General features: G+C 60.5%; 25 protein-coding genes and 1 riboswitch. Of the genes, 16 read left to right on the top strand and 9 right to left on the bottom strand.

The annotated features are described in order from the left end of the window. Positions 1-4: 4 nt before the first annotated feature. A complete protein-coding gene (locus B9A11_RS17965) occupies positions 5-1,408 on the bottom strand; it encodes an MORN repeat-containing protein (protein WP_058247789.1) in 1,404 nt (467 codons plus the stop codon). 180 nt (positions 1,409-1,588) lie between these two features. On the opposite strand from B9A11_RS17965, the gene B9A11_RS17960 reads away from it, so the two are divergent. The 3 genes from B9A11_RS17960 to B9A11_RS17950 all read left to right on the top strand — a co-directional run bounded on the left by B9A11_RS17960 (position 1,589) and on the right by B9A11_RS17950 (position 4,646). Then, positions 1,589-3,247: an NAD+ synthase gene (locus B9A11_RS17960; protein WP_058247790.1), complete on the top strand. Its 1,659-nt coding sequence runs from the start codon at positions 1,589-1,591 to the stop codon at positions 3,245-3,247. A 174-nt stretch (positions 3,248-3,421) separates the two neighbouring features. Continuing rightward, positions 3,422-3,631 (top strand): hypothetical protein, encoded by a 210-nt coding sequence (locus B9A11_RS17955; protein ID WP_058247791.1) that lies wholly within the window; start codon positions 3,422-3,424, stop codon positions 3,629-3,631. 10 nt (positions 3,632-3,641) lie between these two features. Then, a complete protein-coding gene (locus B9A11_RS17950; RefSeq protein ID WP_058247792.1) occupies positions 3,642-4,646 on the top strand; it encodes a DUF6976 family protein in 1,005 nt (334 codons plus the stop codon). Between the two features lie 50 nt (positions 4,647-4,696). Here the strand turns inward: B9A11_RS17950 and B9A11_RS17945 are convergent, their stop codons facing one another. Beyond that, positions 4,697-5,638 (bottom strand): 1-phosphofructokinase family hexose kinase, encoded by a 942-nt coding sequence (locus tag B9A11_RS17945; RefSeq protein WP_058247793.1) that lies wholly within the window; start codon positions 5,636-5,638, stop codon positions 4,697-4,699. Positions 5,639-5,750: 112 nt separating this feature from the next. Between B9A11_RS17945 and gltX the strand changes: the two genes are divergently transcribed. Beyond that, complete coding sequence (gene gltX, locus B9A11_RS17940; protein WP_058247794.1) at positions 5,751-7,076, top strand: glutamate--tRNA ligase; 1,326 nt, start codon at positions 5,751-5,753, stop codon at positions 7,074-7,076. Between the two features lie 214 nt (positions 7,077-7,290). After that, entirely contained in the window at positions 7,291-7,839 is a 549-nt protein-coding gene (locus B9A11_RS17935; protein ID WP_058247795.1) for a DUF2202 domain-containing protein, read from the top strand. A gap of 18 nt (positions 7,840-7,857) precedes the next feature. On the opposite strand, the gene B9A11_RS17930 is transcribed toward B9A11_RS17935, so the two are convergent. Together B9A11_RS17930 and B9A11_RS17925 are read right to left on the bottom strand one after the other, a co-directional pair. After that, complete coding sequence (locus B9A11_RS17930) at positions 7,858-9,090, bottom strand: DUF2254 domain-containing protein (RefSeq protein WP_058247796.1); 1,233 nt, start codon at positions 9,088-9,090, stop codon at positions 7,858-7,860. Beyond that, positions 9,087-9,647, bottom strand: coding sequence for a gamma-glutamylcyclotransferase family protein (locus B9A11_RS17925; protein WP_058247797.1), 561 nt, complete (start codon positions 9,645-9,647; stop codon positions 9,087-9,089). Before B9A11_RS17925 ends, B9A11_RS17930 begins: the two co-directional genes overlap by 4 nt. A 90-nt stretch (positions 9,648-9,737) precedes the next feature. On the opposite strand from B9A11_RS17925, the gene B9A11_RS17920 reads away from it, so the two are divergent. The 6 genes from B9A11_RS17920 to B9A11_RS17895 all read left to right on the top strand — a co-directional run bounded on the left by B9A11_RS17920 (position 9,738) and on the right by B9A11_RS17895 (position 17,369). Continuing rightward, the gene (locus B9A11_RS17920; RefSeq protein ID WP_058247798.1) at positions 9,738-10,229 is read left to right on the top strand and encodes an RrF2 family transcriptional regulator; all 492 of its coding nucleotides are present in this window, start codon (positions 9,738-9,740) and stop codon (positions 10,227-10,229) included. Between the two features lie 7 nt (positions 10,230-10,236). Further along, positions 10,237-10,321: riboswitch (glycine riboswitch) on the top strand. Positions 10,322-10,460: 139 nt separating this feature from the next. Next, the gene (gene gcvT, locus B9A11_RS17915) at positions 10,461-11,561 is read left to right on the top strand and encodes a glycine cleavage system aminomethyltransferase GcvT (RefSeq protein ID WP_058247799.1); all 1,101 of its coding nucleotides are present in this window, start codon (positions 10,461-10,463) and stop codon (positions 11,559-11,561) included. An 18-nt stretch (positions 11,562-11,579) separates the two neighbouring features. Continuing rightward, the gene (gene gcvH, locus B9A11_RS17910; protein ID WP_058247800.1) at positions 11,580-11,939 is read left to right on the top strand and encodes a glycine cleavage system protein GcvH; all 360 of its coding nucleotides are present in this window, start codon (positions 11,580-11,582) and stop codon (positions 11,937-11,939) included. A gap of 78 nt (positions 11,940-12,017) precedes the next feature. Next, positions 12,018-14,861, top strand: coding sequence for an aminomethyl-transferring glycine dehydrogenase (gene gcvP, locus B9A11_RS17905; protein WP_058247801.1), 2,844 nt, complete (start codon positions 12,018-12,020; stop codon positions 14,859-14,861). Positions 14,862-14,942: 81 nt separating this feature from the next. Then, positions 14,943-15,896, top strand: coding sequence for an aldose epimerase family protein (locus B9A11_RS17900; RefSeq protein WP_058247802.1), 954 nt, complete (start codon positions 14,943-14,945; stop codon positions 15,894-15,896). Between the two features lie 102 nt (positions 15,897-15,998). After that, positions 15,999-17,369, top strand: coding sequence for an aspartate aminotransferase family protein (locus B9A11_RS17895; RefSeq protein ID WP_058247803.1), 1,371 nt, complete (start codon positions 15,999-16,001; stop codon positions 17,367-17,369). 34 nt (positions 17,370-17,403) lie between these two features. On the opposite strand, the gene fliP is transcribed toward B9A11_RS17895, so the two are convergent. The 4 genes from fliP to fliF are packed head-to-tail and all read right to left on the bottom strand — an operon-like array spanning position 17,404 to position 20,633. Continuing rightward, on the bottom strand, positions 17,404-18,138 hold the full coding sequence (gene fliP / locus B9A11_RS17890; RefSeq protein ID WP_058247804.1) for a flagellar type III secretion system pore protein FliP: 735 nt from the start codon (positions 18,136-18,138) through the stop codon (positions 17,404-17,406). 2 nt (positions 18,139-18,140) lie between these two features. Then, positions 18,141-18,428 carry a FliM/FliN family flagellar motor switch protein gene (locus B9A11_RS17885; RefSeq protein WP_058247805.1) on the bottom strand — a complete coding sequence of 96 codons (288 nt, stop codon included), beginning with the start codon at positions 18,426-18,428 and terminating at the stop codon, positions 18,141-18,143. Then, positions 18,421-19,029 carry a FliH/SctL family protein gene (locus B9A11_RS17880; RefSeq protein WP_058247806.1) on the bottom strand — a complete coding sequence of 203 codons (609 nt, stop codon included), beginning with the start codon at positions 19,027-19,029 and terminating at the stop codon, positions 18,421-18,423. The genes B9A11_RS17885 and B9A11_RS17880 overlap by 8 nt, the downstream gene beginning before the upstream one ends. Beyond that, on the bottom strand, positions 19,026-20,633 hold the full coding sequence (gene fliF, locus B9A11_RS17875) for a flagellar basal-body MS-ring/collar protein FliF (RefSeq protein WP_058247879.1): 1,608 nt from the start codon (positions 20,631-20,633) through the stop codon (positions 19,026-19,028). Before fliF ends, B9A11_RS17880 begins: the two co-directional genes overlap by 4 nt. Before the next feature lie 116 nt (positions 20,634-20,749). On the opposite strand from fliF, the gene B9A11_RS17870 reads away from it, so the two are divergent. The 3 genes from B9A11_RS17870 to B9A11_RS17860 are packed head-to-tail and all read left to right on the top strand — an operon-like array spanning position 20,750 to position 22,328. Next, on the top strand, positions 20,750-21,271 hold the full coding sequence (locus B9A11_RS17870; RefSeq protein ID WP_058247807.1) for a flagellar basal body-associated FliL family protein: 522 nt from the start codon (positions 20,750-20,752) through the stop codon (positions 21,269-21,271). 11 nt (positions 21,272-21,282) lie between these two features. Next, positions 21,283-21,624 (top strand): hypothetical protein, encoded by a 342-nt coding sequence (locus B9A11_RS17865; protein WP_058247808.1) that lies wholly within the window; start codon positions 21,283-21,285, stop codon positions 21,622-21,624. An 8-nt stretch (positions 21,625-21,632) separates the two neighbouring features. Next, complete coding sequence (locus B9A11_RS17860) at positions 21,633-22,328, top strand: MotE family protein (protein ID WP_234988893.1); 696 nt, start codon at positions 21,633-21,635, stop codon at positions 22,326-22,328. Between the two features lie 2 nt (positions 22,329-22,330). Here B9A11_RS17860 and trxC read toward each other — a convergent pair whose 3' ends face one another. Beyond that, positions 22,331-22,765, bottom strand: coding sequence for a thioredoxin TrxC (gene trxC / locus B9A11_RS17855; protein WP_058247809.1), 435 nt, complete (start codon positions 22,763-22,765; stop codon positions 22,331-22,333). A 156-nt stretch (positions 22,766-22,921) separates the two neighbouring features. On the opposite strand from trxC, the gene B9A11_RS17850 reads away from it, so the two are divergent. Together B9A11_RS17850 and B9A11_RS17845 are read left to right on the top strand one after the other, a co-directional pair. After that, positions 22,922-23,470 (top strand): L,D-transpeptidase, encoded by a 549-nt coding sequence (locus B9A11_RS17850; protein ID WP_058247810.1) that lies wholly within the window; start codon positions 22,922-22,924, stop codon positions 23,468-23,470. Beyond that, complete coding sequence (locus B9A11_RS17845) at positions 23,467-24,630, top strand: geranylgeranyl reductase family protein (RefSeq protein ID WP_058247811.1); 1,164 nt, start codon at positions 23,467-23,469, stop codon at positions 24,628-24,630. The genes B9A11_RS17850 and B9A11_RS17845 overlap by 4 nt, the downstream gene beginning before the upstream one ends. Positions 24,631-24,697: the final 67 nt, after the last annotated feature.

The raw sequence follows: 24,697 nt of genomic DNA, 5'->3' as shown, positions 1-24,697 counted from the left end.
GCGGTCACTCCTGGGCCGGAGCCGGGGCGGACAAGGCGCCGTTGATCCAATCGCCCGTTGCTTCCTCTCCGCTGGCGTAGCGCATGGTGCCTTGGCCGTGTCGCTTGCCGTTCTCGAACGCGCCTTCATAGACGTCGCCGTTGGCGTAGGTGGCCACGCCCTGCCCGCTGATCTCGCCCTTCGACCAGTCACCTGTGTAGGTAAAACCGCTCGACATGGTGATGGTGCCCGTGCCGTGACGCAGCCCCTCGCGGAAGTCGCCTTCGAACACGGTGCCATCGGGATAGGTCGCGATGCCTTTGCCGTGGCGTTGGCTGTCTTGCCAGTTGCCTTCGTATTTCTCACCGTCGGCAAAGGTCATGACGCCAAAGCCATCGTACCGCGCGTTCTGGAACTCGCCGGTGTAGGTCAGCCCGTTGGGATAGGTCGCGGTACCGCGCCCCTGGATCACGCCGTCGACCCAATCGCCCTCGTAGGTTGCGCCGTCCGGGTAGGTGATCTTGCCTTTGCCATTCGCCAGATCGCCGGTGACTGCGCCCTCGTAGACCGAACCGTCGGGGTAGGTGACCTTGCCTTGCCCTTCGATCTGCCCCGCCACCCAGTTGCCTTCGTAGCGATAGCCGTCGCGGCCAATGAACGTGCCTATGCCGTGGCGTTGGTCGTTGTTGAACGCGCCCTCGTAGATGTCACCGTTCTTGTAAGTGACCTTGCCCTGGCCTTCGCGGCGACCATCGACCAGCTCACCTTCGTAGATGTCGCCGTTGGGCTGGGTCAGTTTGCCCACGCCATCGGTCTGGCCGTCGCGCCACGTGCCTTCATAGACCAGCCCGTCCGCCATGGTCAGCTTGCCCGCGCCGTCGCGCTCGCCATTGGCCACGCGGCCCTCGTAGGTCGAGCCATCCGGGTAGGTGATCTTGGCGTTGCCCTCTTTGACGCCATTCACCCATTGCCCGTCATAGACATAGCCATCAGGAGAGGTCATCACGCCTTTGCCGTGGTGCAGCGCATTGCGGAAAGAGCCTTCGTAGCGCACACCGCCTGCGTAGATCATCACGCCCTGCCCGGTAATCTTACCGTCCAGCATCGAGCCTTCGTAAGTGCTGCCATCGGTAAAGACGATTCTGCCCATACCCTCGGGTTTGCCCTTGGCGAACTGGCCCTCGTAGACAGCCCCCTTGGGAAAGCGCGCCACGCCTTGGCCCTTGATCTCGCCGCGCTCCCATTCGCCGGTGTACTCATACCCGTTGGGCAGGCGCAGGGTGCCGGTGCCGTGTTGCAGCCCATCCTCAAAGGTGCCCTCGTACAGGCCGCCGTCTTCGTATTCCTTGGACGTCACGTCCGTATCCTGCGCAAGCGTGATGCTCGCGGCGGTGATAGCCAGAATGCCGGTGATCAAGCCAAGTTTCATGCGCGCACGGTCCCCCCTGAATTGCGGGAAAACTAATTGAGGATAGGCATTTGAGCAATGGCTTTTGGGGCGGGGCGGCATTCGCTTGCCGCAACGCACGGCCTGCGCACCGAACCGGGCGGCTTTCATTCCCGCCGTCCTATGCTATGTCAGCCGTGATGACCCAAGAAGGCCTGCGAGATGACTGACACCTTTCGCCTGACGATGGCACAGCTGAACCCCACGGTCGGGGACCTGCACGGCAACGCTGCCAAGGCGCTGGACGCGTGGCGCGCCGGCAAAGAGGCCGGGGCCGATCTGGTCGCCCTGCCAGAGATGTTCATCACCGGCTACCAGACGCAGGATCTGATCCTCAAGCCTGCTTTTATTAACGCGGCTGTCGCACAGATTAACGCGCTGGCCGAGCAATGCGCCGATGGGCCCGCGCTGGCGATTGGTGGCCCCTGCCCCGATGGCACCAAGCTGCACAACAGCTATTACCTGCTGCAAGGCGGCAAGGTCGCCGCAGTCACGCACAAGTATTATCTGCCCAATTACAACGTCTTCGACGAGGTCCGCCTGTTCAGCCGTGATCAGTTGCAAGGCCCGGTGAACGTGAACGGCGTGCGCATCGGGATGCCGATCTGCGAAGACGCATGGTACCCCGACGTGGTCGAAGCGATGGAGGAATCCGGCGCGGAAATCATCGTGGTGCCCAATGGGTCGCCCTACTTCCGTAACAAATTCGAAACCCGTCTGAACAAGATGGTCGCCCGCGTGGTCGAGACCGGCTTGCCCTTGGTCTACCTGAATATGGTCGGCGGGCAGGACGATCAGGTCTTTGACGGGGGCTCCTTCGTGATGAACCCGCATGGCCGCCCCGCCGTGCAGCTGCCGGTCTTTGTCGAGGTGATCTCCACGGTCGAGTTCACCCGTGGGGACGATGGCTGGGTCGCGCAAGAGGGCGACTTTGCCCAGCACCCCGGCGAGTGGGAACAGGACTACCGCGTGATGGTCGAAGCCTTGCGCGATTACTGCCGCAAGACCGGCTTTGGCAAGGTGCTGCTGGGGATGTCGGGGGGCATCGACTCGGCGCTTGTGGCGACCATCGCGACCGACGCCTTGGGCGCCGAGAACGTGCGCTGCGTCATGCTGCCGTCAGAATACACCAGCCAGCATTCGCTGGAGGACGCCGAAGCCTGCGCAAACGCGCTTGGTGTGCACTACGACTATGTCCCGATCGCAGAGGGGCGCGCCGCGATCACCAACACGCTTGCGCCGCTGTTCGAAGGCCGCGACGCCGATCTGACAGAGGAAAACATCCAGTCCCGCCTGCGCGGTCTGCTGCTGATGGCGCTGTCCAACAAGTTCGGCGAGATGCTGCTGACCACCGGGAATAAATCCGAGGTGGCCGTGGGCTATGCCACGATCTACGGCGACATGGCGGGCGGCTACAACCCGATCAAGGATCTGTACAAAACCCGCGTGTTCGAGACCTGCCGCTGGCGCAACGCCAACCATCGCACTTGGATGAACGGCCCCGAAGGCGAGGTGATCCCCGACCGGATCATCACCAAACCGCCCAGCGCCGAGCTGCGTGACGACCAAAAAGACAGCGACAGCCTGCCCGATTATCCCGTCTTGGACGCGATTTTGGATATCCTCGTGGATCAGGACGGCTCTATCGCCGATTGCGTGGCCGCCGGGTATGCCGCCGAAGATGCCAAACGCGTGCAACACTTGGTTTACATCAGTGAATACAAACGGTTCCAGTCCGCACCCGGCGCCCGTCTGACCCCGCGCGCCTTTTGGCTGGACCGGCGCTATCCCATTGCGAACCGCTGGCGCGATCAGGGGTAAGCCCCTTATAGGTTTAACAAAAACGCCGCCGGCCCGCCCGCGCGGCGTTTTTTTTCATGCGCCTGCACATGGTTTAAACACCGCTCAAATCCCGAAAAAGAAAAATTGACCTTTAGCAGGTGCTTAAGAAACCGGACGTATCCCCACTTTCGAATTTGATATCGGAGAGTGCTGATGCTGCCAGCCCCTAACGATCCGCGGTGGTCGCGGATTTTACAGACCGACAAAGAGCTGCCGCAGGCCTCTTTGGCGACGCGTATTCTACTGACCCGCCTGCGCGGCGATGTGCGATCTTCTCCCGGTGCGCTTGCGGCCAAGATCGCCGAACTGCGCGCCTATTTCGAGAAAAACACCTTCGCCCAAAAAGACATCGCCCTGTTCTAGGAGAGACCTGATGAAAAATTCCATGATGAGCGTGGCCGATGCCGCGCGCCGGATCGAAGCGGGCGCAGTGCTGTCCATCGCAGGCTCGGAAGAGGCGCTGTCAAAACTGCCGCGCGGCAAGTGGATTGGCGGCACGTCGGTCTATTTCATGACCGACAAGGGCGGCGTCGAGGACCGCGAAAACGTCTTTGTGACCGAGATCGAGGCCGCCTCGGACGCGCGCGTGCGCCATGTCGAGGGCGAAGACCTGCCGATGATGACCATGAACCGGTTTGAGAACGGCATGAGCATGATCCTGATCCCCGCTTTTTCCAAGGCGCACACCGATTTCGCGCTGAACGGCGCGGGTTATGCCGGTCTGTTCGATCAGCCCCTGATGGGGTGGATCGCCGGGGTGCATCTGGATGATCTTGGCACCGTCACCCCCAAGATTTTTGACGGCGGCACCGGCAAAGCACATGAGGATGGCGCGATCCTGCTGCATGTCGAACTGCCCGAAGGCAAGATGGCCGATATCGACATCGTCAACCTGTTCGAACAGGACGCCGACGCCGACGAAATCACCTTTGCCGAAAGCGGGTTTCACGCCAAGACGGCCATGGTCAACGGCCAGGAGGTCGATCTGGCAGGCTACATCGCCGACAAGGGGCTCGACACCGCGCTGCCGCTGGTCGCGAACTACGCGGGCGCGATGATCAACGTGTCGTTCCAGAATGTCGACGCGGACAACGGCGTCGATTTCTACGCGCCGGTTGTCAGTGGTGTCTCCTATCGTCTGGCCAAATCGCCCGGCGCCTACGCCGATGTGTTCGCACAGCGCGTGACCAGCGACGGCCAGAACGAGATGTCGTGCAACTGCATCCTGAACTACCTTTACGGCGAGATGGCAGGCAAGACGACCGGCAACTGCACCGGCCCTGTCACCTTTGGCGAGGTCGCCTATATCCTGCTGAACCAGACCATGGTGCAGGTCAAGATTCAGTCCGCCGAAGCCTCGGGCGCGCAAGTGGCCTGAACGGCGTAGGGGGCGCGTCCTGCGCCCCTTTTCCTTTAGATTTTCGACGGTTAGATCTGTGTCAGTTGGGTCAAAGGCAAAAGGCGCTCAAAGTCCTCTGGCAGGCACAGCTGCGTGCCTTCGCTGACACAGGCCGCCGACGCCGCTGCCGCCCCGCGCCGCAGCGCCTCTTGTGGGGAAAGCCCCGCGGCGAGGCTCATGGTGAAGCCGCCGACAAAGCTGTCCCCCGCACCGATCGCCGACACCACACCATCATTGGCCGCATTCACGTGCCAGTGGCCCGACGGCCCCGCCATGACCGATCCATCCTTGCCGCGCGCGATGATCACGATCTCTCCGGCCCCGCGTTTGCGCAGGATTTCCGCAAAAGCCACGCTGTCCGTTCGGCTCGCCAAAGGCTGCCGCGACAGGGTCATCGCTTCGTGACTGTCCATGCGCAGCACGGCCGGGGTGGGCGCCGGACCCTTGGCCTGATGGTCAAGGTGAATGCCGGAGGTGTCGATCACGATCCGCCGCGCCCCCAGCTTGGCGCAAGCGCGCGGCAGAAAGTCCACGTCCGCCCCCGGCGGCATCGACCCGGACATCACCACAAAGGCGTCTTCGTCCACATCGCGCACCATGCCATCCACCATGTCGTCCAATTGCTCTGCGCTCCACGTTGGCCCGCTCAAGACAAACCGGTACTGCTCTCCGCTTTGCTCATCTGTCACCGCAAAGGAATGGCGCGTCTCGCCCGGCGCTTCGACCCGCATCACGTCCAGATTTCGCGCGCGCAGCAATTCCTCGAGCACAGAGCCGTTTGGCCCGCCCAAGGCCACCAAAGCCGTCGCCTTGCCGCCAAGCTGGGTGATCGCGCGGGCCACGTTGACCCCGCCTCCGCCCGGCTCTCGGGTTTCGGGCGCGCAGCGCAGCTTGACCCCCGGCACCACACGCGCCGCCGAGGTGGCCAAATCAAGGGCCGGGTTCAAAGTCACTGTCAGAATCTGGGTCATTCATACACCTTTTGTTATCGTTACCATGGCAATTGCGACGCACATGTAAAAGCCCCGGCTGGACAAAAACCCCGTTGTATGAGACCACGCGCGCTGATCAGGAGGCCTGCATATGACCGTCACCCGTTTCGCGCCCTCGCCCACTGGCTATATCCACGTGGGGAACCTGCGCACTGCGTTGTTTAACCATCTCATCGCTCGCAAGACCGGTGGGCAATTTGTGCTGCGGATCGACGACACCGATCCCGAGCGCTCGAAGCAAGAGTATGTGGACGCCATCAAGCAAGACCTCGAATGGCTGGGCCTGACCTGGGATCGGGTTGAACGTCAGTCCGACCGGCTGGATCGCTATGTCGCCGCCGCCGATCAGCTGCGCGAGATGGGGCGCTTTTACGAGGCGTGGGAAACCCCGACCGAGCTGGATCTCAAGCGCAAAAAGCAGCTGAACATGGGCAAACCGCCGGTCTATGACCGCGCTGCGCTGGCCCTGTCCGATGAGGAAAAAGCTGCATTGCGCGCAGAGCGTGGCGATGGCGTGTGGCGTTTCAAGCTGGATCACGAGCGGATCGCCTGGGACGATGGTATCCTTGGCGAGGTGTCGATTGACGCCGCGTCCGTGTCTGATCCGGTGCTGATCCGCGCCGATGGTCAGTTTTTGTACACGCTGGCGTCGGTCGTTGACGATATCGAAATGGGAATCACCCACGTTGTGCGCGGCAACGACCACGTGACCAACACCGCGACGCAGATCCAAATGATCCGCGCGCTGGGTGGCACGCCGCCGGACTTTGCGCATCACTCGCTGCTGACCGGCCCGCAGGGGGAATCGCTGTCCAAGCGTCTGGGCACGCTCGCGCTGCGCGATCTGCGCGAAGCAGGCGTCGAGCCAGAGGCTCTGCTATCGCTGATGGCCCGCTTGGGCTCCAGTCAGCCGGTTGAGCTGCGCCTGTCGCTCGACGAGATTGCCGACGGGTTCGACCTGTCGCAGTTTGGCTCTGCACCGACCAAGTTCGACGTCCAGGACCTGTACCCGCTGACCGCGAAAAAGCTGCACGAGCTGCCTTTGGACGCGGTTGCCCAAGAGGTTGCCGATCTGGGTGTGCCCGCCGAAAAGGCCGAGCTGTTCTGGAAAGTCGTGCGTGAAAACATCACCACCCGCAAGGACATTGCGCCGTGGTGGGCGCTGTTCCGCGATGGGGCAACACCGCTGATCGCTGACGAAGATCGCGCGTTTATCGCCGACGCCCTGCCGCTGCTGCCAGAGCCGCCCTATGACGCCACGACGTGGAAAACCTTCACCGACGCGGTCAAGGAAAAGACAGGTCGCAAGGGCAAAGGGCTGTTCATGCCGCTGCGCAAGGCGATCACCGGCCAAGAGCGCGGCCCCGATATGGGCGACGTGATGCAGCTTTTGCAGATCCGGCCCAAGCTCGGCTAACGCCCCAATCGTTAAAAAACTTTCGAAAAGGCGCCCAACACGGCGCCTTTTTGCGTTTTTCGGCGGGTTTTGGCCTGCCGCTCGGCGGAAACCCTCCTGCGCTGGAAGGTCTTTGAATTTTGCGCCTTAATTCCGCCCTAACTTTTATCGCATATCCACTTTGGAATATAACTTCCCACTATATGCGCGTGAACGTTAGACAAAGAGGTACACTATGAAAGCAGGCAAATTTGGTATGAAGGGTGGCTTTGGCTGGCGCGGCGGTCGCAGCGAAACCGTGGTCGAAACCAGCACTCCGTCAGAGGTGACGCCGACAGAAACCACCGTGACCTACTCGGACGAGGCCGTCGACGAACTGCTCTTTATGATCGAAGAAGAAAAGCTGGCAGGCGATATCTATGATGCCTTCTACGACATGTACGGCATTCGGATTTTCAGCAATATCGCCGCGTCCGAGGACAAGCATTTCGACGCGCTGATCGCTCAAGCCGAAACCATTGGGCTGGATGTGGACCAGTTCGTCTTTGCCGAGACGGGCCAGTTCGAGGACCCGGACTTGCAGGACATGTATGACAGCTTGCTTGCCGAGGGCGCAGAGTCGCTGACCGCCGCACTGGAAGTCGGCGCTGCCATCGAAGCCAAGGATATCGAAGATATCGCCGCAGCTGCCGAGCTAGTCGAAGGCACGGCACTGGCGGATGTTTACCAAAATCTGCTGGCTGGTTCGGCCAACCATCTCGCCGCGTTCGACGCCCTGCTGTGAGACTCTGGCCGCGCTCTGCTAGCGGGGCGCGGCCACAGATTCCATCCGCGCTCGATCCGGTGCCAGCATCCCTGCCGCATCGATATGCGCATAGGCATAGGCGATCTTTTCATCTGCGGCCTGCGCCATTTCCGGCCAGGCCGAGTGGATCAGACGCACCTGTGCAGCCAGAATATGTTCCATGACTTCAGGGCGTTCCGCGCCGTCTCGGATCAGAACGTCGTAGGCATCCTCGGCCAGATCGCGGGCTTGAATCGCGGGCGCAGTGATGTGATCGAATTGCGGTTGCACCTGCGAAGGCCCAGCGCAATCAGCCAGCAGTTGGGTCAGGCGGTGGATGACGTCGATCGCCGTACCGGGGTCGTTTACACCGGGCGACAAAGCGCGTGAGGCCGTCTCGGCCAAGACCATCAGACCAAAGCGCGCGTCCTGCTCGAGCGAGCGGCTCTTAGCAATCGTAAAGCAATCGCAAACGGCGTCATTCACGTCGCGCGCGCAGGTCGTGCGCGCCAAAACGTCCCCTTCGATCACATAGGTTCCGGGCATTTTCGCCAACCACATATGCCCCCCCTGCGCCATGCTCTCCTGCAAGGCTGGCATGTCGACGAACTGGATATAGCCCGACCGCTTGGCGCAAATCTCCACCGCATTCGGCGGGGCATCGACACCCTCGCCCGCGATATGACCGCCCAGCGCCGGACGATCCATCAAGGCCTGGAGCGGTGGGCGCGCGGCGTCTTCGACCAAATGAAGGATATGATCCATGCTGCCAAGCTGTGAAAGATGCCCAATCCAGCGGATCAACGCGGTAATGATCGCGGCAATCACAAAGGCCGTCATGAAAAACACGACCACCGCCGCGGCGGTGTCATAGTAGTGGGCGCGGAACATAGCGATCGCTGTCAGAGAGAACAAAAAGCTGCCAACAAAGGTCGCCAGAACGGTTTGCGTCGTCGTGTCCTCCATAAGAATTCGATAAGCGCGCGGCGTTGCAAGGCTCGACGCAGACTGAGAAGCCTGCACCATCACCCCAAGCGAGAACGTCGTGACGGTCAGCATCGACGCCGCAAGGATGTTGAGCACGGGCAAGGCGGCCTGTTCGCCAAAGCGTTCCTTGAGCGCATCCGGAATCAGAGTATCGGCCAAGGGCGCAACCAGCACCGCCACAAGCGCCAGCAAGGTCATCAGCATCACGCGGACCGACAGCTTTTTCGACAGCCTCAAAAGCTGCATCACGCGTTTAGAAATCATACCAAAACCTTACTGCCCAAGCGGGTCAAAATATCGTCTACCATGCGCCGTTCATCTTGGGTCAAGCTTTGTGCACGCGGATAGAGCGGCTTTGCGCGATCGTTCAAAATCGGCGCATCCCAGCCTGACGTCGTTTCCACAAAATGCGCAACGCCTTCGGGGCCAAACTCTGTCAGATAACCTTGGATCACCACATCAAGGTAGCTCAGCAGGATCGGATTCCTATCCGTCGGCAGAGAAATCCGTCCCGGTGCAATGGCATAGACCGCGATATGCGCCGCTGCGCTGTCATGGGCGATCGCCCGCGTTGCGTCGTGCCGTTCATAAGCTGCTTCGCGCGTGTCGAGCGCCGCCCAGCCGTCCGCGCCCACCGGCGCAATCAGCCCGAGTATCTCGGCCTTGGGATCAGGAATCGCTGTCAGGAAACACAGGTCGCGCTCTGGCACCGCGCGCCACGCCCGCCGCCAGCCACGCAACCGCGCGGTGTGCGCAGGCGTATAGCCATGGGTCAATCGGTTCACCAAGGACCCGTAGCCAAAGAAATATGTATCGGTCATATGGCAAATATTCATCGCAGTTGATGCAAGTCAAACGTCACAGGCCCGTGAGGTGCCATAAGACCTCAACTTGGTCCGCAGGAGGCGAGTATGCGAGTCACGAAAAGAACGAATATCGCAATGCGTGTGTTGATGTATTGCGCGGGGAACACCGGTCGCCTGGTGACCAAGCATGAGATTGCCGAGGTCTGCAACGCCTCGGAAAACCACTTGGCGCAGGTGATTAACCAACTGGCGCAGCTTGGCTATCTGCACACGCAACGCGGGCGCAACGGCGGGCTGGAACTGGGCCGCCCCGCCGATCAGATCGTCATCGGAGAGATTTTTCGCGCGCTCGAAGCACCCGTGCCGCTGGCCGAATGCTTTGCCGATGTGGACAACACCTGCCCGCTGACCGACGCCTGCCGCCTGCGCGAGGCGCTGACCGCTGCGGCCAATGCCTTTTACGAAACGCTGGACCCGATCACGCTGGACACGCTGGTCTGCGACAATGCCCAGCTTTTGAACATCATTGCGCCGAACGCGCGTTGCGACAAAAGTCCCTGCGACGTGCCGCTTGTCAAAGCGCCCGTAAGCGACTAATCAGAGGTCATTCACGACGGGAGAACCGGATATCCGGTGCCGAAGGCGCAACCGCCCCGGAAACGCTCAGGCCACAGGACCGCCGTGAGGCAAACACTCTGGAGAGAGGCGCAGAACGCGTCCGCCGAAGGGATAACGATCTCAGGCACATGGACAGAGGGGGCAGCAAGGGTGCGCAACCGCGCGCCGTGACTGCCCGCAGACATTCATTGCGGGAAATGGGGAAAGCGCATGGATGATCTGAAACGGGTTTTTCTGCACGATTTGCACGTGGAACAGGGCGCCAAGATGGTGCCCTTTGCTGGCTACGAGATGCCGGTGCAGTACAAGCTGGGCGTGATGAAAGAACATCTTCACACCCGCGCCGCCGCCGGTTTGTTCGATGTCAGCCATATGGGCCAGGTGATCCTGCGTGGGGATAATGCCGCCGAAGCGTTGGAAACGCTGGTGCCGGTGGACGTGGTGGGCTTGGCCGAGGGGCGTCAGCGCTATGGGTTTTTCACTAATGAAAACGGTGGGATAGAAGATGACCTGATGGTCACCAATCGGGGCGATCACCTGTTTCTCGTGGTCAACGCCGCCTGCAAGGACGCCGATTTCGCGCGCCTGCAAACCCTGGACGTCGACGTCGAGATCATCACCGACCGCGCGCTGCTGGCGCTGCAAGGGCCGGGGGCGGAGGCGGCGCTTGCCCGGCTTGCGCCCGACGTGGCCGACATGGCCTTTATGGATGTGGCGACGGTGACGCTCTGCGGGGCCGAGGCGTGGGTGTCGCGATCCGGCTACACCGGCGAGGATGGTTTTGAGATTTCGGTGCCTGCAACGGTCGCCCGCACGCTGGCCGAAACGCTCTTGGCGGATGAGACCGTCGAGCTGATCGGCCTTGGCGCGCGGGATTCGCTGCGGCTCGAAGGGGGGCTTTGTCTTTACGGCCATGACATCGACAGCGCCACGACCCCGGTCGCCGCGCGCCTGTCTTGGGCGATCCAAAAAGTCCGCCGGACGGGCAGCGCACGCGGGGGCGGCTTTCCCGGCGCGGACGTGATCCTACGGGAACTGGCCGAGGGTAGCGATATGGCCCGCGTTGGCCTACTGCCCGAAGGCCGCGCGCCCATGCGTGAAGGCGTTGTAATCTTTGACGAAAACGACCAGCCGGTGGGCAAGGTGACCTCTGGCGGCTTTGGCCCGTCGGTTGGCGGCCCGGTGGCCATGGGCTATGTGCCCAGCACGCTGGCCGCGGAAGGCACCAAATTGTTCGGCGAAGTCCGCGGCAAAAAGCTGCCCTTGGTTGTTGCCAAACTGCCGTTCGTCCCCGCAGGCTTCAAACGATAAACTGACTGGAGAAGTGTCATGAAATTCACCGAAGAGCACGAATGGCTGCTGGTCGAAGGCGACGTGGTTGTCGTCGGCATCACCGCCCACGCGGCCGAACAACTGGGCGACGTCGTCTTTGTCGAACTGCCCGAGGAAGGCACCGAGGTGTCCAAGGACGACGAGGTGGTTGTGATCGAATCTGTCAAGGCCGCGTCCGACATCCTCGCGCCACTGGACGGCGAGATCGTCGAGGTCAACACCGCCATCGTCGACGATCCCGGCAAGGTGAACGAAGACCCCGAGGGCGACGCCTGGTTCTTTAAGATGAAGGTCGAGGACATGGCCGAGATGGACGACCTGATGGACGAAGCCGCCTACAAGAAATTCATCAGCTAAGCCTCTGGCCTGACTGACTTATCCCGGTGGCCTGCGATGCGTGGGCCGCCCTTCCACTTGATCTGAAAAGGTGCACCCGTGACCTACGATCCGATCGACTACTTGCCCTATGACTTTGCCAACCGTCGCCACATCGGCCCCTCGCCCGAGGAAATGGCGCAGATGTTTGACACGCTCGGCGTCGCCGATCTGGACACGCTGATCGCGCAAACCGTCCCCGAAAGTATCCGCCAAGAGCGCCCCTTGGACTTTGGCAAACCGCTGTCAGAGCGCGAGATGCTGCACCGGATGCGCAAAGTCGCGGACAAGAACAAGGTGCTCGTGTCGCTGATCGGTCAAGGCTATCACGGCACCGTCACGCCCCCGGCGATCCAGCGGAATATCCTTGAGAATCCAGCGTGGTACACGGCCTACACGCCCTATCAGCCCGAGATTTCGCAGGGCCGTCTTGAGGCACTTTTGAACTTTCAGACCATGGTCAGCGACCTGACCGGGCTGGAAATCGCCAACGCCTCGCTGCTGGACGAAAGCACCGCCTGCGCCGAGGCGATGACCATGGCGCAGCGGGTGGCGAAATCCAAAGCCACCGCCTTTTTCGTTGATGAAAACTGCCACCCGCAGAACATCGCGGTGATGAAGACGCGGGCCGAGCCTTTGGGGATTGAGATCATCGTTGGTGCGCCGGAAACGCTTGACGCTGGTGCTGTCTTTGGCGCGATTTTCCAGTATCCCGGCACGTATGGGCATGTGCGCGATTTCACGGCCGAGATGGCCGCGCTGCACGAAGCCAAGGCCGTGGGGATTGTCGCCGCCGATCCTATGTCTTTGTGTTTGCTCAAGGAACCGGGCGCGATGGGCGCCGATATCGCCGTCGGCAGCACGCAACGGTTTGGCGTGCCTGTGGGCTACGGCGGCCCGCACGCGGCCTATATGGCGTGCCGCGACGATTTCAAACGCGCCATGCCGGGGCGGATTGTCGGCATCTCGATCGACAGCCACGGGAACAAGGCTTACCGCCTCGCGCTGCAAACCCGCGAACAGCACATCCGCCGCGAAAAGGCGACCTCCAACGTCTGCACCGCGCAGGCTTTGCTGGCGGTGATGGCCGGGTTTTACGCGGTGTTCCACGGGCCAAAGGGCCTGCGCGCCATCGCCCAGCGCATCCACCGCAAGACCGCCCGTCTGGCGAAGGGGCTTGAGGCGGCGGGCTTCAAGGTCGAGCCTGAGGCGTTCTTTGACACGATCACCGTCGACGTGGGCCTGCTGCAACGCGGCGTGTTGCAAGCCGCCGTGCGCGAGGGCATCAACCTGCGCCGCGTTGGCAAGACCAAGGTGGGCATCACGCTGGACGAACGCACCCGCCCCGCGACCATCGAAGCGGTGTGGAAAGCCTTTGGCCTGCTGCGCAAGGACGACGATCTGGACGCCGACTATCGCCTGCCCGAGGCGCTGATCCGCACCTCTGGCTACCTCGAACACGAGGTGTTCCACATGAACCGCGCCGAGACCGAGATGATGCGCTACATGCGCCGTCTGGCCGACCGCGACCTGGCACTGGACCGCGCGATGATCCCACTGGGGTCGTGCACGATGAAGCTGAACGCGGCCGCAGAGATGATGCCGATCACCTGGGACGAGTTCGGGATGCTGCACCCCTACGCGCCCAAGGATCAGGCGCAGGGCTATCATGAGATGATCACCGATCTGTCTGAAAAGCTTTGCGAAATTACCGGGTACGATGCCTTTTCGATGCAGCCGAACAGCGGCGCGCAGGGCGAATACGCAGGGCTGTTGACGATCCGCGATTGGCAGGCCGCCCGCGGCGAAGGCCAGCGCAACGTTTGCCTGATCCCGGTGAACGCCCACGGCACCAACCCGGCCTCGGCCCACATGGTCGGCTGGAAAGTGGTCGCGGTGAAATGCGACGATCAAGGGTCCATCGACCTCGATGACTTCCGAGCCAAGGCCGAAAAGCACTCGGATACGTTGGCCGCCTGCATGATCACCTACCCCTCGACCCACGGCGTGTTCGAAGAGACGGTGAAAGAGGTCTGCGCGATCACGCACGAACACGGCGGGCAGGTCTACATCGACGGCGCGAATATGAACGCCATGGTCGGCCTGTCGCGTCCGGGCGATCTGGGCGGCGATGTCTCGCACCTCAACTTGCATAAAACCTTCTGCATTCCGCACGGTGGCGGCGGCCCCGGCATGGGGCCCATCGGCGTCAAGGCCCACCTCGCCCCGCATCTGCCCGGCGATCCGAACGGCGGCAAAGCGCCAGTGTCTGCCGCGGCCTTTGGCTCGCCGTCGTTGTTGCCGATCTCTTGGGCCTATGTGCTGATGATGGGCGGCGAAGGGTTAACGCAAGCGACCCGCGTGGCGATCCTGAACGCCAACTACATCGCCAAGCGGCTGGAGGGCGCGTATGACGTGCTCTATCGCGGCGGTGAGGGGCGCGTCGCGCATGAGTGTATCCTTGACACCCGTCCGTTTGAGAAAACCGCCGGGGTGACCGTCGAAGACATCGCCAAGCGTCTGATAGATTGCGGTTTTCACGCCCCAACCATGAGCTGGCCCGTCGCCGGAACGCTGATGGTTGAACCCACCGAAAGCGAAACCAAGGCCGAGCTGGACCGTTTCTGCGATGCCATGCTGGCGATCCGCGAGGACATCCGCGCCATCGAAAACGGTGACATGGACCGCGAGGTAAACCCGCTCAAGATGGCACCGCATACAATGGAAGACCTCGTCAAGGATTGGGATCGGCCCTACACGCGCGAGCAAGGGTGCTTTCCGCCCGGCGCGTTCCGCGTCGACAAATATTGGCCGCCGGTCAACCGTGTGGACAACGTCTTTGGCGACCGGAACCTGATTTGCACCTGCCCGCCCATAGAAGACATCGCCGAAGCGGCGGAATAACTTGGGAAAAATGCGAAACAAGGTGGCGCGCTCTAGGCGCGCCATTTGCGTTCTGATACCGCTATCAGGACGGAGGACGCCATGACCCAGATCCAATCTCACACCCTGCGCGACGGCGACACAGAGGTCACTGTCCTTAATATCGGCGGCGTCATCCAAGACTGGACGGTTGGCGGGCAGCGTGTGGTGCTTGGGCATTCTGACCCAGAGGTTTATCGCGAAAACCCTGCCTCGATGGGCATGATCCCCGGCCGTGTCGCCAACCGGATCAAGGATGCCCGGTTCACGCTGGACGGGATCGTTTACCATTTGCCGAAAAACTCCGGCGAACATAGCTTGCACGGCGGCCCCGAGGGGATCGGCAAACAGATCTGGCAGATGGAGCCCGAAGGCCCGCGCGCCGTGACGCTGCGCCTGCATTCGCCCGACGGACAATGCGGCTATCCCGGCAATGTGGATTTTACCGTTCGCATCAGCTTGGACGGTGGGGCGCTGACGTGGGACATGCGCGCGGTGCCGGATCGCGTGACGCCAATTAACCTCGCGCAGCACGTCTATTTCAACCTCAACGGCACCGACGATATTCGCGATCATCGCTTTACGCTGGACGCCCCCGCCTACACCCCCACCGATGCGGACCTGATCCCAACCGGAGAAATCGCGCCCGTCGCTGGCACGCGGTTTGACTTTCGCGCAGGGCCGCATTTGTCCGAGATCGACGCCGATCGCCAAGGCTATGACGTGAACTTTGTGCTGGCCGAAGGCGATCACGCAAAGGTGCGGGTTACTGCGCCTAATGGGATGCAGTTGGAGATGTGGACCGACCAGCCCGGCGTCCAGTTGTACACATCAACCATGCTTACGCCGCACGGCACGCCTTGGCCCGGTCAGACAATGAATCTTTTCTCCGGCTTTTGCGTCGAGGCCCAAGCCTTTCCCAATGCTGTTAATCAAAAGGGATTTGGCAACATTCTTTGCTCTCCCGAAACACCGTATCGTCAGGTGACGACGATCCGCATTGCCCGCATAGATTAACGGCAAAGCGTCGGTTGTATGCAACTTCCTGTCGCTGGCGCCCTTTCAACAGAGGGCAGGGATGCCTATGCTCTGGGCAAATCCAATTTACCAGGAGGCGACATGCTCAAGAACGACCAGCTCGATCAGTGGGATCGCGACAATTTTTTCCACCCGTCGACCCATTTGGCTGAATTCGCGCGCGGCAATGTGCCGAACCGCGTGATCACGGGCGGCTCGGGGTGCCACATCGAAGATCGCGACGGCAATCGCCTGCTGGATGCTTTCGCGGGTCTGTATTGCGTGAACGTGGGCTACGGGCGTCAGGACGTCGCCGACGCCATCGCCGAGCAAGCCAAGGAGTTGGCCTACTACCACGCCTACGTCGGTCATGGCACCGAGGCGTCGATCACCCTGTCCAAAATGGTCTTGGATCGCGCGCCGGACCACATGTCCAAGGTCTATTTCGGCCTCTCCGGGTCTGATGCGAATGAAACCAACGTCAAATTGATCTGGTATTACAACAACATCCTAGGTCGCCCCGAAAAGAAAAAGATCATTTCCCGCTGGCGGGGGTATCACGGCTCTGGGCTGATGACCGGCTCGCTGACCGGGCTTGAGCTGTTCCACAAAAAGTTCGATTTGCCGCTGGCGCAGGTGATCCACACCGCAGCGCCCTATTATTATCGCCGCCCGTCGCTGGATATGGACGAAGGCGCTTTTGTTGCGCATTGCGTGGCCGAGCTTGAGGCTCTGATCGAACGTGAAGGCGCCGACACGATTGCGGCGTTCATCGGCGAGCCGGTCTTGGGCACCGGCGGCATCGTGCCCCCGCCCGGCGGCTACTGGGCTGCGATCCAAGCCGTTTTGAACAAGCACGACATCCTCTTGGTCGCCGACGAAGTCGTCACCGGGTTTGGCCGTCTTGGCAGCATGTTTGGGTCTGAACACTATGGGCTAAAGCCGGATTTGATCACCATTGCCAAAGGCTTGACCTCTGCATACGCGCCTTTGTCCGGCTCGATCGTGTCCGAGAAAATGTGGAAAGTGCTGGAGCAAGGCACCGACGAAAACGGCCCGATTGGCCACGGCTGGACGTATTCGGCGCACCCCATTGGAGCCGCGGCGGGCGTTGCAAACCTCAAGCTGATCGACGAGTTGAACCTGGTGCAGCAAGCCGGCGAAGTAGGTGGCTATCTGAATGCAGCGATGCGAGATGCGCTTGGCGCGCACGTCCATGTGGGCGAAGTGCGCGGTGAAGGGATGCTCTGCGCGGTCGAATTCGTAAAAGGCCGCGAAGAGCGCGCCTTCTTTGATGCGACAGACAAGGTCGGCCCGCGGATCGCCGCCGCACTTTTGGAACGGGGGGTGATCGCACGCGCGATGCCGCAAGGCGACATTCTCGGGTTCGCGCCGCCCTTCTGTCTGACCCGCGAAGAGGCTGACGAAGTTGTCGGCAAAACGGCGCAGGCCGTCGCCGAAGTGCTCGGCTAAATGCTAAGTTACGGGTGTTTTTAGTCTAATTTGATTAAAAATACCCACGAACAAGGCTGCCAGCCAGCAAAGACCACCCGTCCGCGATTACGAAAAACGCCAGTTTGAATGGCAAGGATACGATCGCGGGCGGCACCATCATCATCCCCATCGACATCAAAACCGCTGCAACGACGAGATCGATGATCAGGAACGGCAGGAAGATAAGAAAGCCGACCTGAAATGCGCGGGCCACTTCGGACAGCATGAATGTCGGGATCAAGACCGACAAAGGCGCCTCGGGCGCGAGCGAGGTGTTGGCAGCATCCGGACGAAGATCCGCCATGGCGCGATAGGTGTCAGGGTCCGCGCGCCCGGCCATGAACACCCGGAAAGGCGCGATGGCCTGCACGGCCGCATCTTCGATCTCAATCTCTTCATTCAACAGCGGCTGCAGACCTGTTTCCCAACTTTCGGTAAAAACCGGCTCCATTACGAAGTAGGTTAAGAACAAAGCAAGGCTGACGATCAGCATATTCGGCGGCGACTGTTGCAGGCCAACCGCTTGGCGCAGAATGCCAAAAACGGTCACCATGAAAGGGAAACAGGTCACCATGATCGCAATGCCCGGCGCGAGGCTCAGCAAGGTGATCAGCGCAATAAGCTGGATCGACGTCGCCGTAATCGACCCGCCTTCGCCCAAGTCAATGGCGACGGATTGCGCCTCGGCCCCGCCCGGCGCAAGGAACGAAGCCGAAAGAATGAGCAATGCAAGTGGCGAGAAACGCATAATCAAGACGGCGATTGAAGATCGACCACTTCGGTCAAACGCACGGCAAGCTGCCCTTGACCATCCCCTTCGACGACCTCCAGAACACCAATGCCAATGAGCTTTTCACCAACATATAGCTCTACCGGATCGTCCAACTGTTTATCCAAGCTTAGGACCGATCCTTCGGCCAGTTGAAGCAGCTCCCGCACAAGCGGACGCGCCCGACCGACAGATACGGTAATTTCAATCGGGACAGACGTGAAAGGCGTGCCGCTTTCGCTGCGCATCGCGGTTTGAGTGCTATCCATTTGCTATCTTCCTCCGATTGTCATGGGCGAACCCTGCAACGGCTTCGGTTACCGAGGCGATAAGATCGCCCAAATCGACTTGCTTTTCCGTTTCCCCGAACCGGATGTCCGCCTGTTCTTCGGCGAGGGTATCGTCGGCGACAACTTGGATCGGAAACCCAAAATCCTGTTCAAGAAGCGGCGATACCGCGTCCATATTCTGAGGCGAAACGGCAATGTAGACGTCCATGGACCCAATCTGCTGCGCCATTTCCTTGAGATGCTCAGCGATATGCTGACCTAGCGTCTCGCGCGCCAAGGCTGGCAGTAGCGCGTTCACAATCTCGTTCAGCAAAGGCGTCATGCCATTCATCACTTGGCTGTAGGCCTCGTGGTATGTGAAGGAGAGATCCTGCAAGTGTTGCGACAGTCCGCTGGATATGCGCGCTTTATCCTCCGACTGGGCTTTGACAGCGTCATCCCATCCGGCACGATATCCATTTTCGAAGGCTTCAAGCTTATGGCCCTCAAGCTCGGCTTCGTTGACCCCACCCGCCTCTTGGGCGCCCGCACTTGGGGCGGCGGCGCTGAAGTCCTCTAAAAGTTGCCGAAGTGCGCTCAACTTGCTTCCTCCTTGTCTTCTTCCAACCAACTACGAAGGATTTCGACCGTCTCGGTTTTACGTTCTTCGATCAGGCTTCTTAGACGGTCGACGGGGTCCTCTTCAGGGGGCGAGTCAAAATCCACCATGCCCATACCGCTGAAATCGGGACCGTCGCCCATCATCGGAAGGTCGCCAAAGCCGCCTGCTGGCTCTATCTCGCCATCCAGCGCCGCGCCCATCTCGCCGCCAGGGGCGGGCAGGGCACCGGCAGGTTGCGCATCGTCTCCACGCGATAGGACAGGGCGCACCACAAATAGACCCAAAATCAGAGCGACCACCGCAAGAACTCCCATTTGGATCAAACGCATCGTGTCGATGGGACCGGCAAAGAGGCTGGGTTCGATTGGCCCGGTTCCCAAACCTTCAGGGCGCTCAAAGGGCAGCGAGCGAATGGTGATCTCGTCCCCACGTCCCTCGTCGAATCCAACCGCGGACGAGACGAGATCTCGCAGAGCTTGAAGTTGATCCTCGGGCAAGGGAATGAAGGTTTGCGCCCCATCCTCCGCCACGTCGTAAGTGCCGTTCACGAGGACAGCCACGGTGAGACGACGAATCGCCCCAGGAGAACGCGTAATTTCACGCATCGTTTCAGAGACTTCGTAATTCACGCGCTCGCGGGTTTCCGCTTTTTGAGAGGACGATGTATCCGGCCCGCCGCCACCGCCTGCCGGCAGGTTCGAGGCCACGGTCACATCCCCGCCCCCGGAGTTTTCCGCACGATCCGTCAATTCTTCGGTATCGGTGGAAATGACCACGCGCCCCTCAGGATCAAAGCTGCGTTCGCGGATCAGCTCGCTTTCGGTGATCGTATCGACACTGACCTCGACCACTGCGTTGCCGATGCCCACCCGCGCTTCCATGAGACGCTGAACTCTATCACGCAGTTGGGCGGCCTTATCGTCGGCGGTCGCGCCACCGCCATTTTCGGCTTCCGCGCCGATCAAGCCACCCTTGCCATCGATGACGGCGACGCTTTCAGGCACGAGGCCCGGAACGGCCGATGCGACAAGGAACTTTAAAGCGCGTGCCTGCTGCGCATTTAAAACACCACCCGTTGTGGTCACGGAAATCGATGCCGTCGGCGTCACGTCCCTCTGGAAGGGATTCGCACTGCTATTGGCGATATGCACGCGCGCTGCCGAAATCTGGGGATTCGACACGATTGTCCGCGCCAACTCCCCTTCCTTTGCACGCCAATACGCGGCGTCGAACATCTGGGACGTCGTACCGAAACCAGATAGGCCATCCAGCAACTCGTATCCTTGACCGCCATTGGCTGGCAGCCCTTCGCTCGCCAAAGTCAGGCGAAGAGCGTCCCGCTCTGATTCGGGAACAAAAATCGCCCCTCCGCGCACCTCAAACTGGACATTGCGCGCCTCCAATGCGGACACGACTTCCCCAGCCGCGCCGTTTTCTAGGCCCGCGTACAAAAGTGCGAGATTCGGCGCGGTGGCAAGACGTGACAGCCCCAAAACCGCAAATATCATGGCCAGCGTGGCCCCGATCACGACAAGACGCTGACGCGCGCCCAAAGAACTCCAACTGTTAATGAGTGATTGCAAGATCGACCTCCGCTCCAAACGTTCTGTTCGGCTGAGCTCAGATTGACCTATTCGACTTAACAATAAGTTAGCCCCTTTGCATCTATAACGGCCTCGAGGCTGAAAAGAGGTTTTACATGTCTGACGCAACCGCCGATGACCAGGAGGTCGAAGAAAAGAAACCGTCTAAATTGCCACTTATTATCGGCGTCGTGCTTGCGCTCGCCGGTGGCGGTGGCGGTTTTTTCGCTGTCCAATCGGGCATGTTGGGGGGCGGTGCCGCACCGGCCGAGGAAGAGGCTGCTGACGCACAGGCGGAAGAACAGGCCGCCGCCGATGCTGCAACCGAGCCTTTGCCAGACGTTTCCTTTGTCGAGGTACCGCAGCTGACGGTCTCGCTCGGGCCAAAATCGCAGGCCAGACACCTACGCTTTCGCGCGAGCCTTGAGGTGCCTCGGAAATATGCCAGCGAAGTGGAGAGCATCCTGCCCCGCGTTCAAGACGTGCTTAACAGCTATCTGCGTGCGCTGGAACCGCGAGACATTGAAGCACCTGGCGCGCTTGTTCGCCTGCGCGGTCAGATGCTTCGCCGCGTGAAACTCGTCGCCGGAGAGGGCCGCGTCCGCGACCTCTTGGTGCTTGAATTCGTATTGAATTGAAGGGGATTTAAATGGAACTGATTGCCGACATTCTGCTGGTCGCAGGCGCCCTTGGAGCGGGGTTCTATTGTTTTGTTTTGTCGAGACGCCTTACGAAGTTCACCGATCTTGAAAACGGGGTAGGAGGCGCCGTCGCGGTGCTTTCGGCTCAGGTCGACGATCTGACCAAAACGCTTGCAGACGCTCAGAACACCGCCGGAGAATCCGCCAAGTCATTAGGAGAGCTGACCGAGCGGGCCGAAGATGTGTCGCGGCGGCTCGAATTGCTTGTGGCCTCAATGCACGACCTACCCGGCGATTCTGCGCCCCCGGCAGGCAGCGATACCGTCTTTGTACGCCATCCCCGCAACTGAGGTCCGTGATGAAAATATTCAAGATTTTCAGTAAGAAAAAAGACGCAGCGGCTCAAACGGATGCTCCCATTGGGCCCAAAAAACCGAGCCCTGCGATCAAGCGCAAAAACAAGGGGACTTTGACCGCAATCGGGGCGCTTTTGCTGGCGTCAGCGGCGATTCGTGCCGCAACTGGGGCTGGCGAAGCCTTTGCGAATGAGCCTGCGCCCAACGCCGCGCCCGAACCTGAGCAACATCAGGCACAAGCAGATCACGCGGCCCCGGCGGCAGAAGGCGGGCAGCCCATGATGGCCGACAGCGATATTTTGCCGCTTATCCAAGCGCTCAATGCACGTGAAACACGGATCAAAAAGCGCGAATCCGACCTTGAGGTCAGGATGCAGGCATTGTCTCTTGCCGAGCAAGAGATTGATCGCAAGCTCGAGGCGTTGGAGCAGGCCGAAGCCAATCTCAAAGCCACGTTGGCGATTGCACAGACCGCTGCCGAGGATGACCTAAGCCGCCTCACCAACGTGTACGCCAACATGAAGCCCAAGCAAGCCGCCGCTTTGTTCGAAGAAATGGACCCGGAATTTTCCGCCGGCTTCCTAGGCAGAATGAAACCGGATGCCGCCGCCGCCATCATGGCGGGTCTGACCCCGCAGGCCGCCTATTTGATCAGCGTCGTTCTTGCTGGCCGAAATGCGAATGTTCCTAAGGAGTAAACCTACTTACCAACCTGCGCGGCAAAGGCCTCAATTTGGGCTGCGGGCATTGCGCCAGACTGACGTTTCCTTTCTCGACCGCCTGAAAATCCAATCAGGGTCGGGATGCCCCGAATGCCATACCGCTGCCCCGCATCGGGAAAGTCTTGGGTGTTTAGCTTCACCAAACGTGCGCTGCCCTTTAGCCGCGCAGCTGCTTTTCCGAACTCGGGGCCCATCATGCGACACGGCCCACACCACGGCGCCCAGAAATCTACGATCAAGGGAACCTCGTCGACGCGCGCGGCCTTCGACAACGTTGCTAGATCGACCTCAACCGGCTTGCCTGACACCAAGGGTGCGCCGCAAGTGCCACATTTGGCGGCATCATTCAGGCGGTCCTTGGGCACGCGATTCGTCTGAGCACACTCAAGACAAACAAGTTTCACTCCGGCCATGATGCTTCCCTTTTACATATCAGGATCAATATATGTTGGTAACACACCATCGTGACAAGGCGAGTTCCGATCACGGGATTGATTTTCCCTACCCTTTACGCAAAATGTTCGAAACAGGCAGAACGCCTGCCGCCGATTTCTAGAAAGAGTGCTGCCATGATCACCCGTCGTTCCCTAATTGCTGCTGCGGCAGCAACCGCCGCCCTCCCTGCCGCCGCCTTTGAGGTGGACCCGATTTTTCGGCCGCAGCAGGTCAGCATCAAAAGCGATCTGGAACCTGGGCAAATCTTGATTCTGCCGCGCGCGCACTTCTTGTATTTCGTCGAAGCGCCGGGACAAGCGATGCGCTACGGCGTCGGCGTCGGCAAGGCAGGTTTGGAATTTACCGGAACGGCGACGATTGACGTCAAGAAGGAATGGCCGACGTGGCGACCAACCAATGAAATGATCGAGCGTTCCCCTGAAACCTACGGCAAGTTCAAGGACAACGACTACGTTCAACCCGGCGGACCCGGCAACCCATTGGGTGCGCGGGCGCTGTATCTGTTCCAGAATGGCCGTGACACCTATTTCCGGATTCACGGCACGACGTCCCCGCGGTCCATCGGACAGTCGGTGTCGAACGGCTGCATCCGCATGATCAATGAGCACGTGATCGACCTTTACAAGCGCGTTCCCATCGGCACCAAAGTTACCGTTCTGTGACAACACGAAATCGCGCCGAGCAGCGCTTTGACCTTATCGTCGTAGGCGCCGGGCCAGCCGGCGCTTCGGCTGCTTTCACTGCGGCAAAAAGCGGTTTACGCGTTGCGCTGTGCGATAAAAAGTCATTTCCACGCAATAAGTTATGCGGCGGCGGCCTAACTGGCCGTGCCATCACGCATTACCGTAGAATTTTCTCGCAGACGCTACCACCAATCCCGTTGGAAAAGCGTACCGAGATTTCTTTTCACGCCTTTGGGCAGGATCTGGGCACCAACACAGACGCCCCCGCCCTGCATCTCGCCATGCGGCGCGACTTGGATGCCGCGTTGGTTGAAGCCGCGTTGGCAAGCGGGGCCGTCGATTTCACGGGCAGCCCGGCGACGGTCGAGCCGACTGAGAAAAGCGTTGCAACTGACGGCATGATTTTGCGCGCCCCCTTGATCATCGCCGCCGATGGCGTGAATAGCCCGACCGCCAAGCTCTTGTTCGGTCAGGCTTTTGCTCGCGATCAGATCGGGTTCGCACTGGAAGTAGAGCTGCCGACCCGCGATCCAAGCCGAGCGCTGCGGATTGATTTTGGGGCCGCCGACTGGGGCTATGGCTGGCAGTTTCCGAAACATGACGGGACCACGATCGGCGTCGGCGGCGTGCTTGCTAAAAATGCCGACATGAAAGCGCACATGTCCGCCTATCTGGCCAAATTAAACGTGCCGGATGATCTAACCGTCAAAGGACAGTTCTTGCCGTTTGGTGATTTCCGCGTGCAGCCGGGCAAGGACCAGGTTCTGTTGGCAGGAGATGCGGCGGGACTTGTCGATCCCATCACCGGGGAAGGCATCGCTCATGCGCTGCATAGCGGAGAGTTGGCAGCACTCGCGGCGACTGAATCGTTAAAATTGGGTAGACCTGATCAAGCCCTCGGGCTGTATCAAAAGTCGCTCGCCCCCATTCATTCAGGGCTGCGGCACGCGAACAGACTGCGGCCATTGATGTTCAACGAGCGCCTGCGGCCGACTTTTATCAAAAGCTTTCAACGCTCTAAAACGCTCCGCACCGAATATCTTCGCTTGCTCGCGGGGGAAACCGAGTACGGCCCGCTCATGCAAAAAATGGCTTTGCGTTTGCCAGGGTTCGCCCTACGCGCGCTTTTGGGGCGGTGATCCGCACAAACTGAACCAACAGCCGCCCCATTCTTGCCCAAATCTCCACGTTAAATCTTTTGAAGGC

This window comes from Tropicibacter naphthalenivorans (genome assembly GCF_900176475.1).
Classification (GTDB): domain Bacteria; phylum Pseudomonadota; class Alphaproteobacteria; order Rhodobacterales; family Rhodobacteraceae; genus Tropicibacter; species Tropicibacter naphthalenivorans.
The sequence above is the reverse complement of the archived record's forward strand: the minus strand, read 5'-3'. Positions and strand labels throughout refer to the sequence as shown.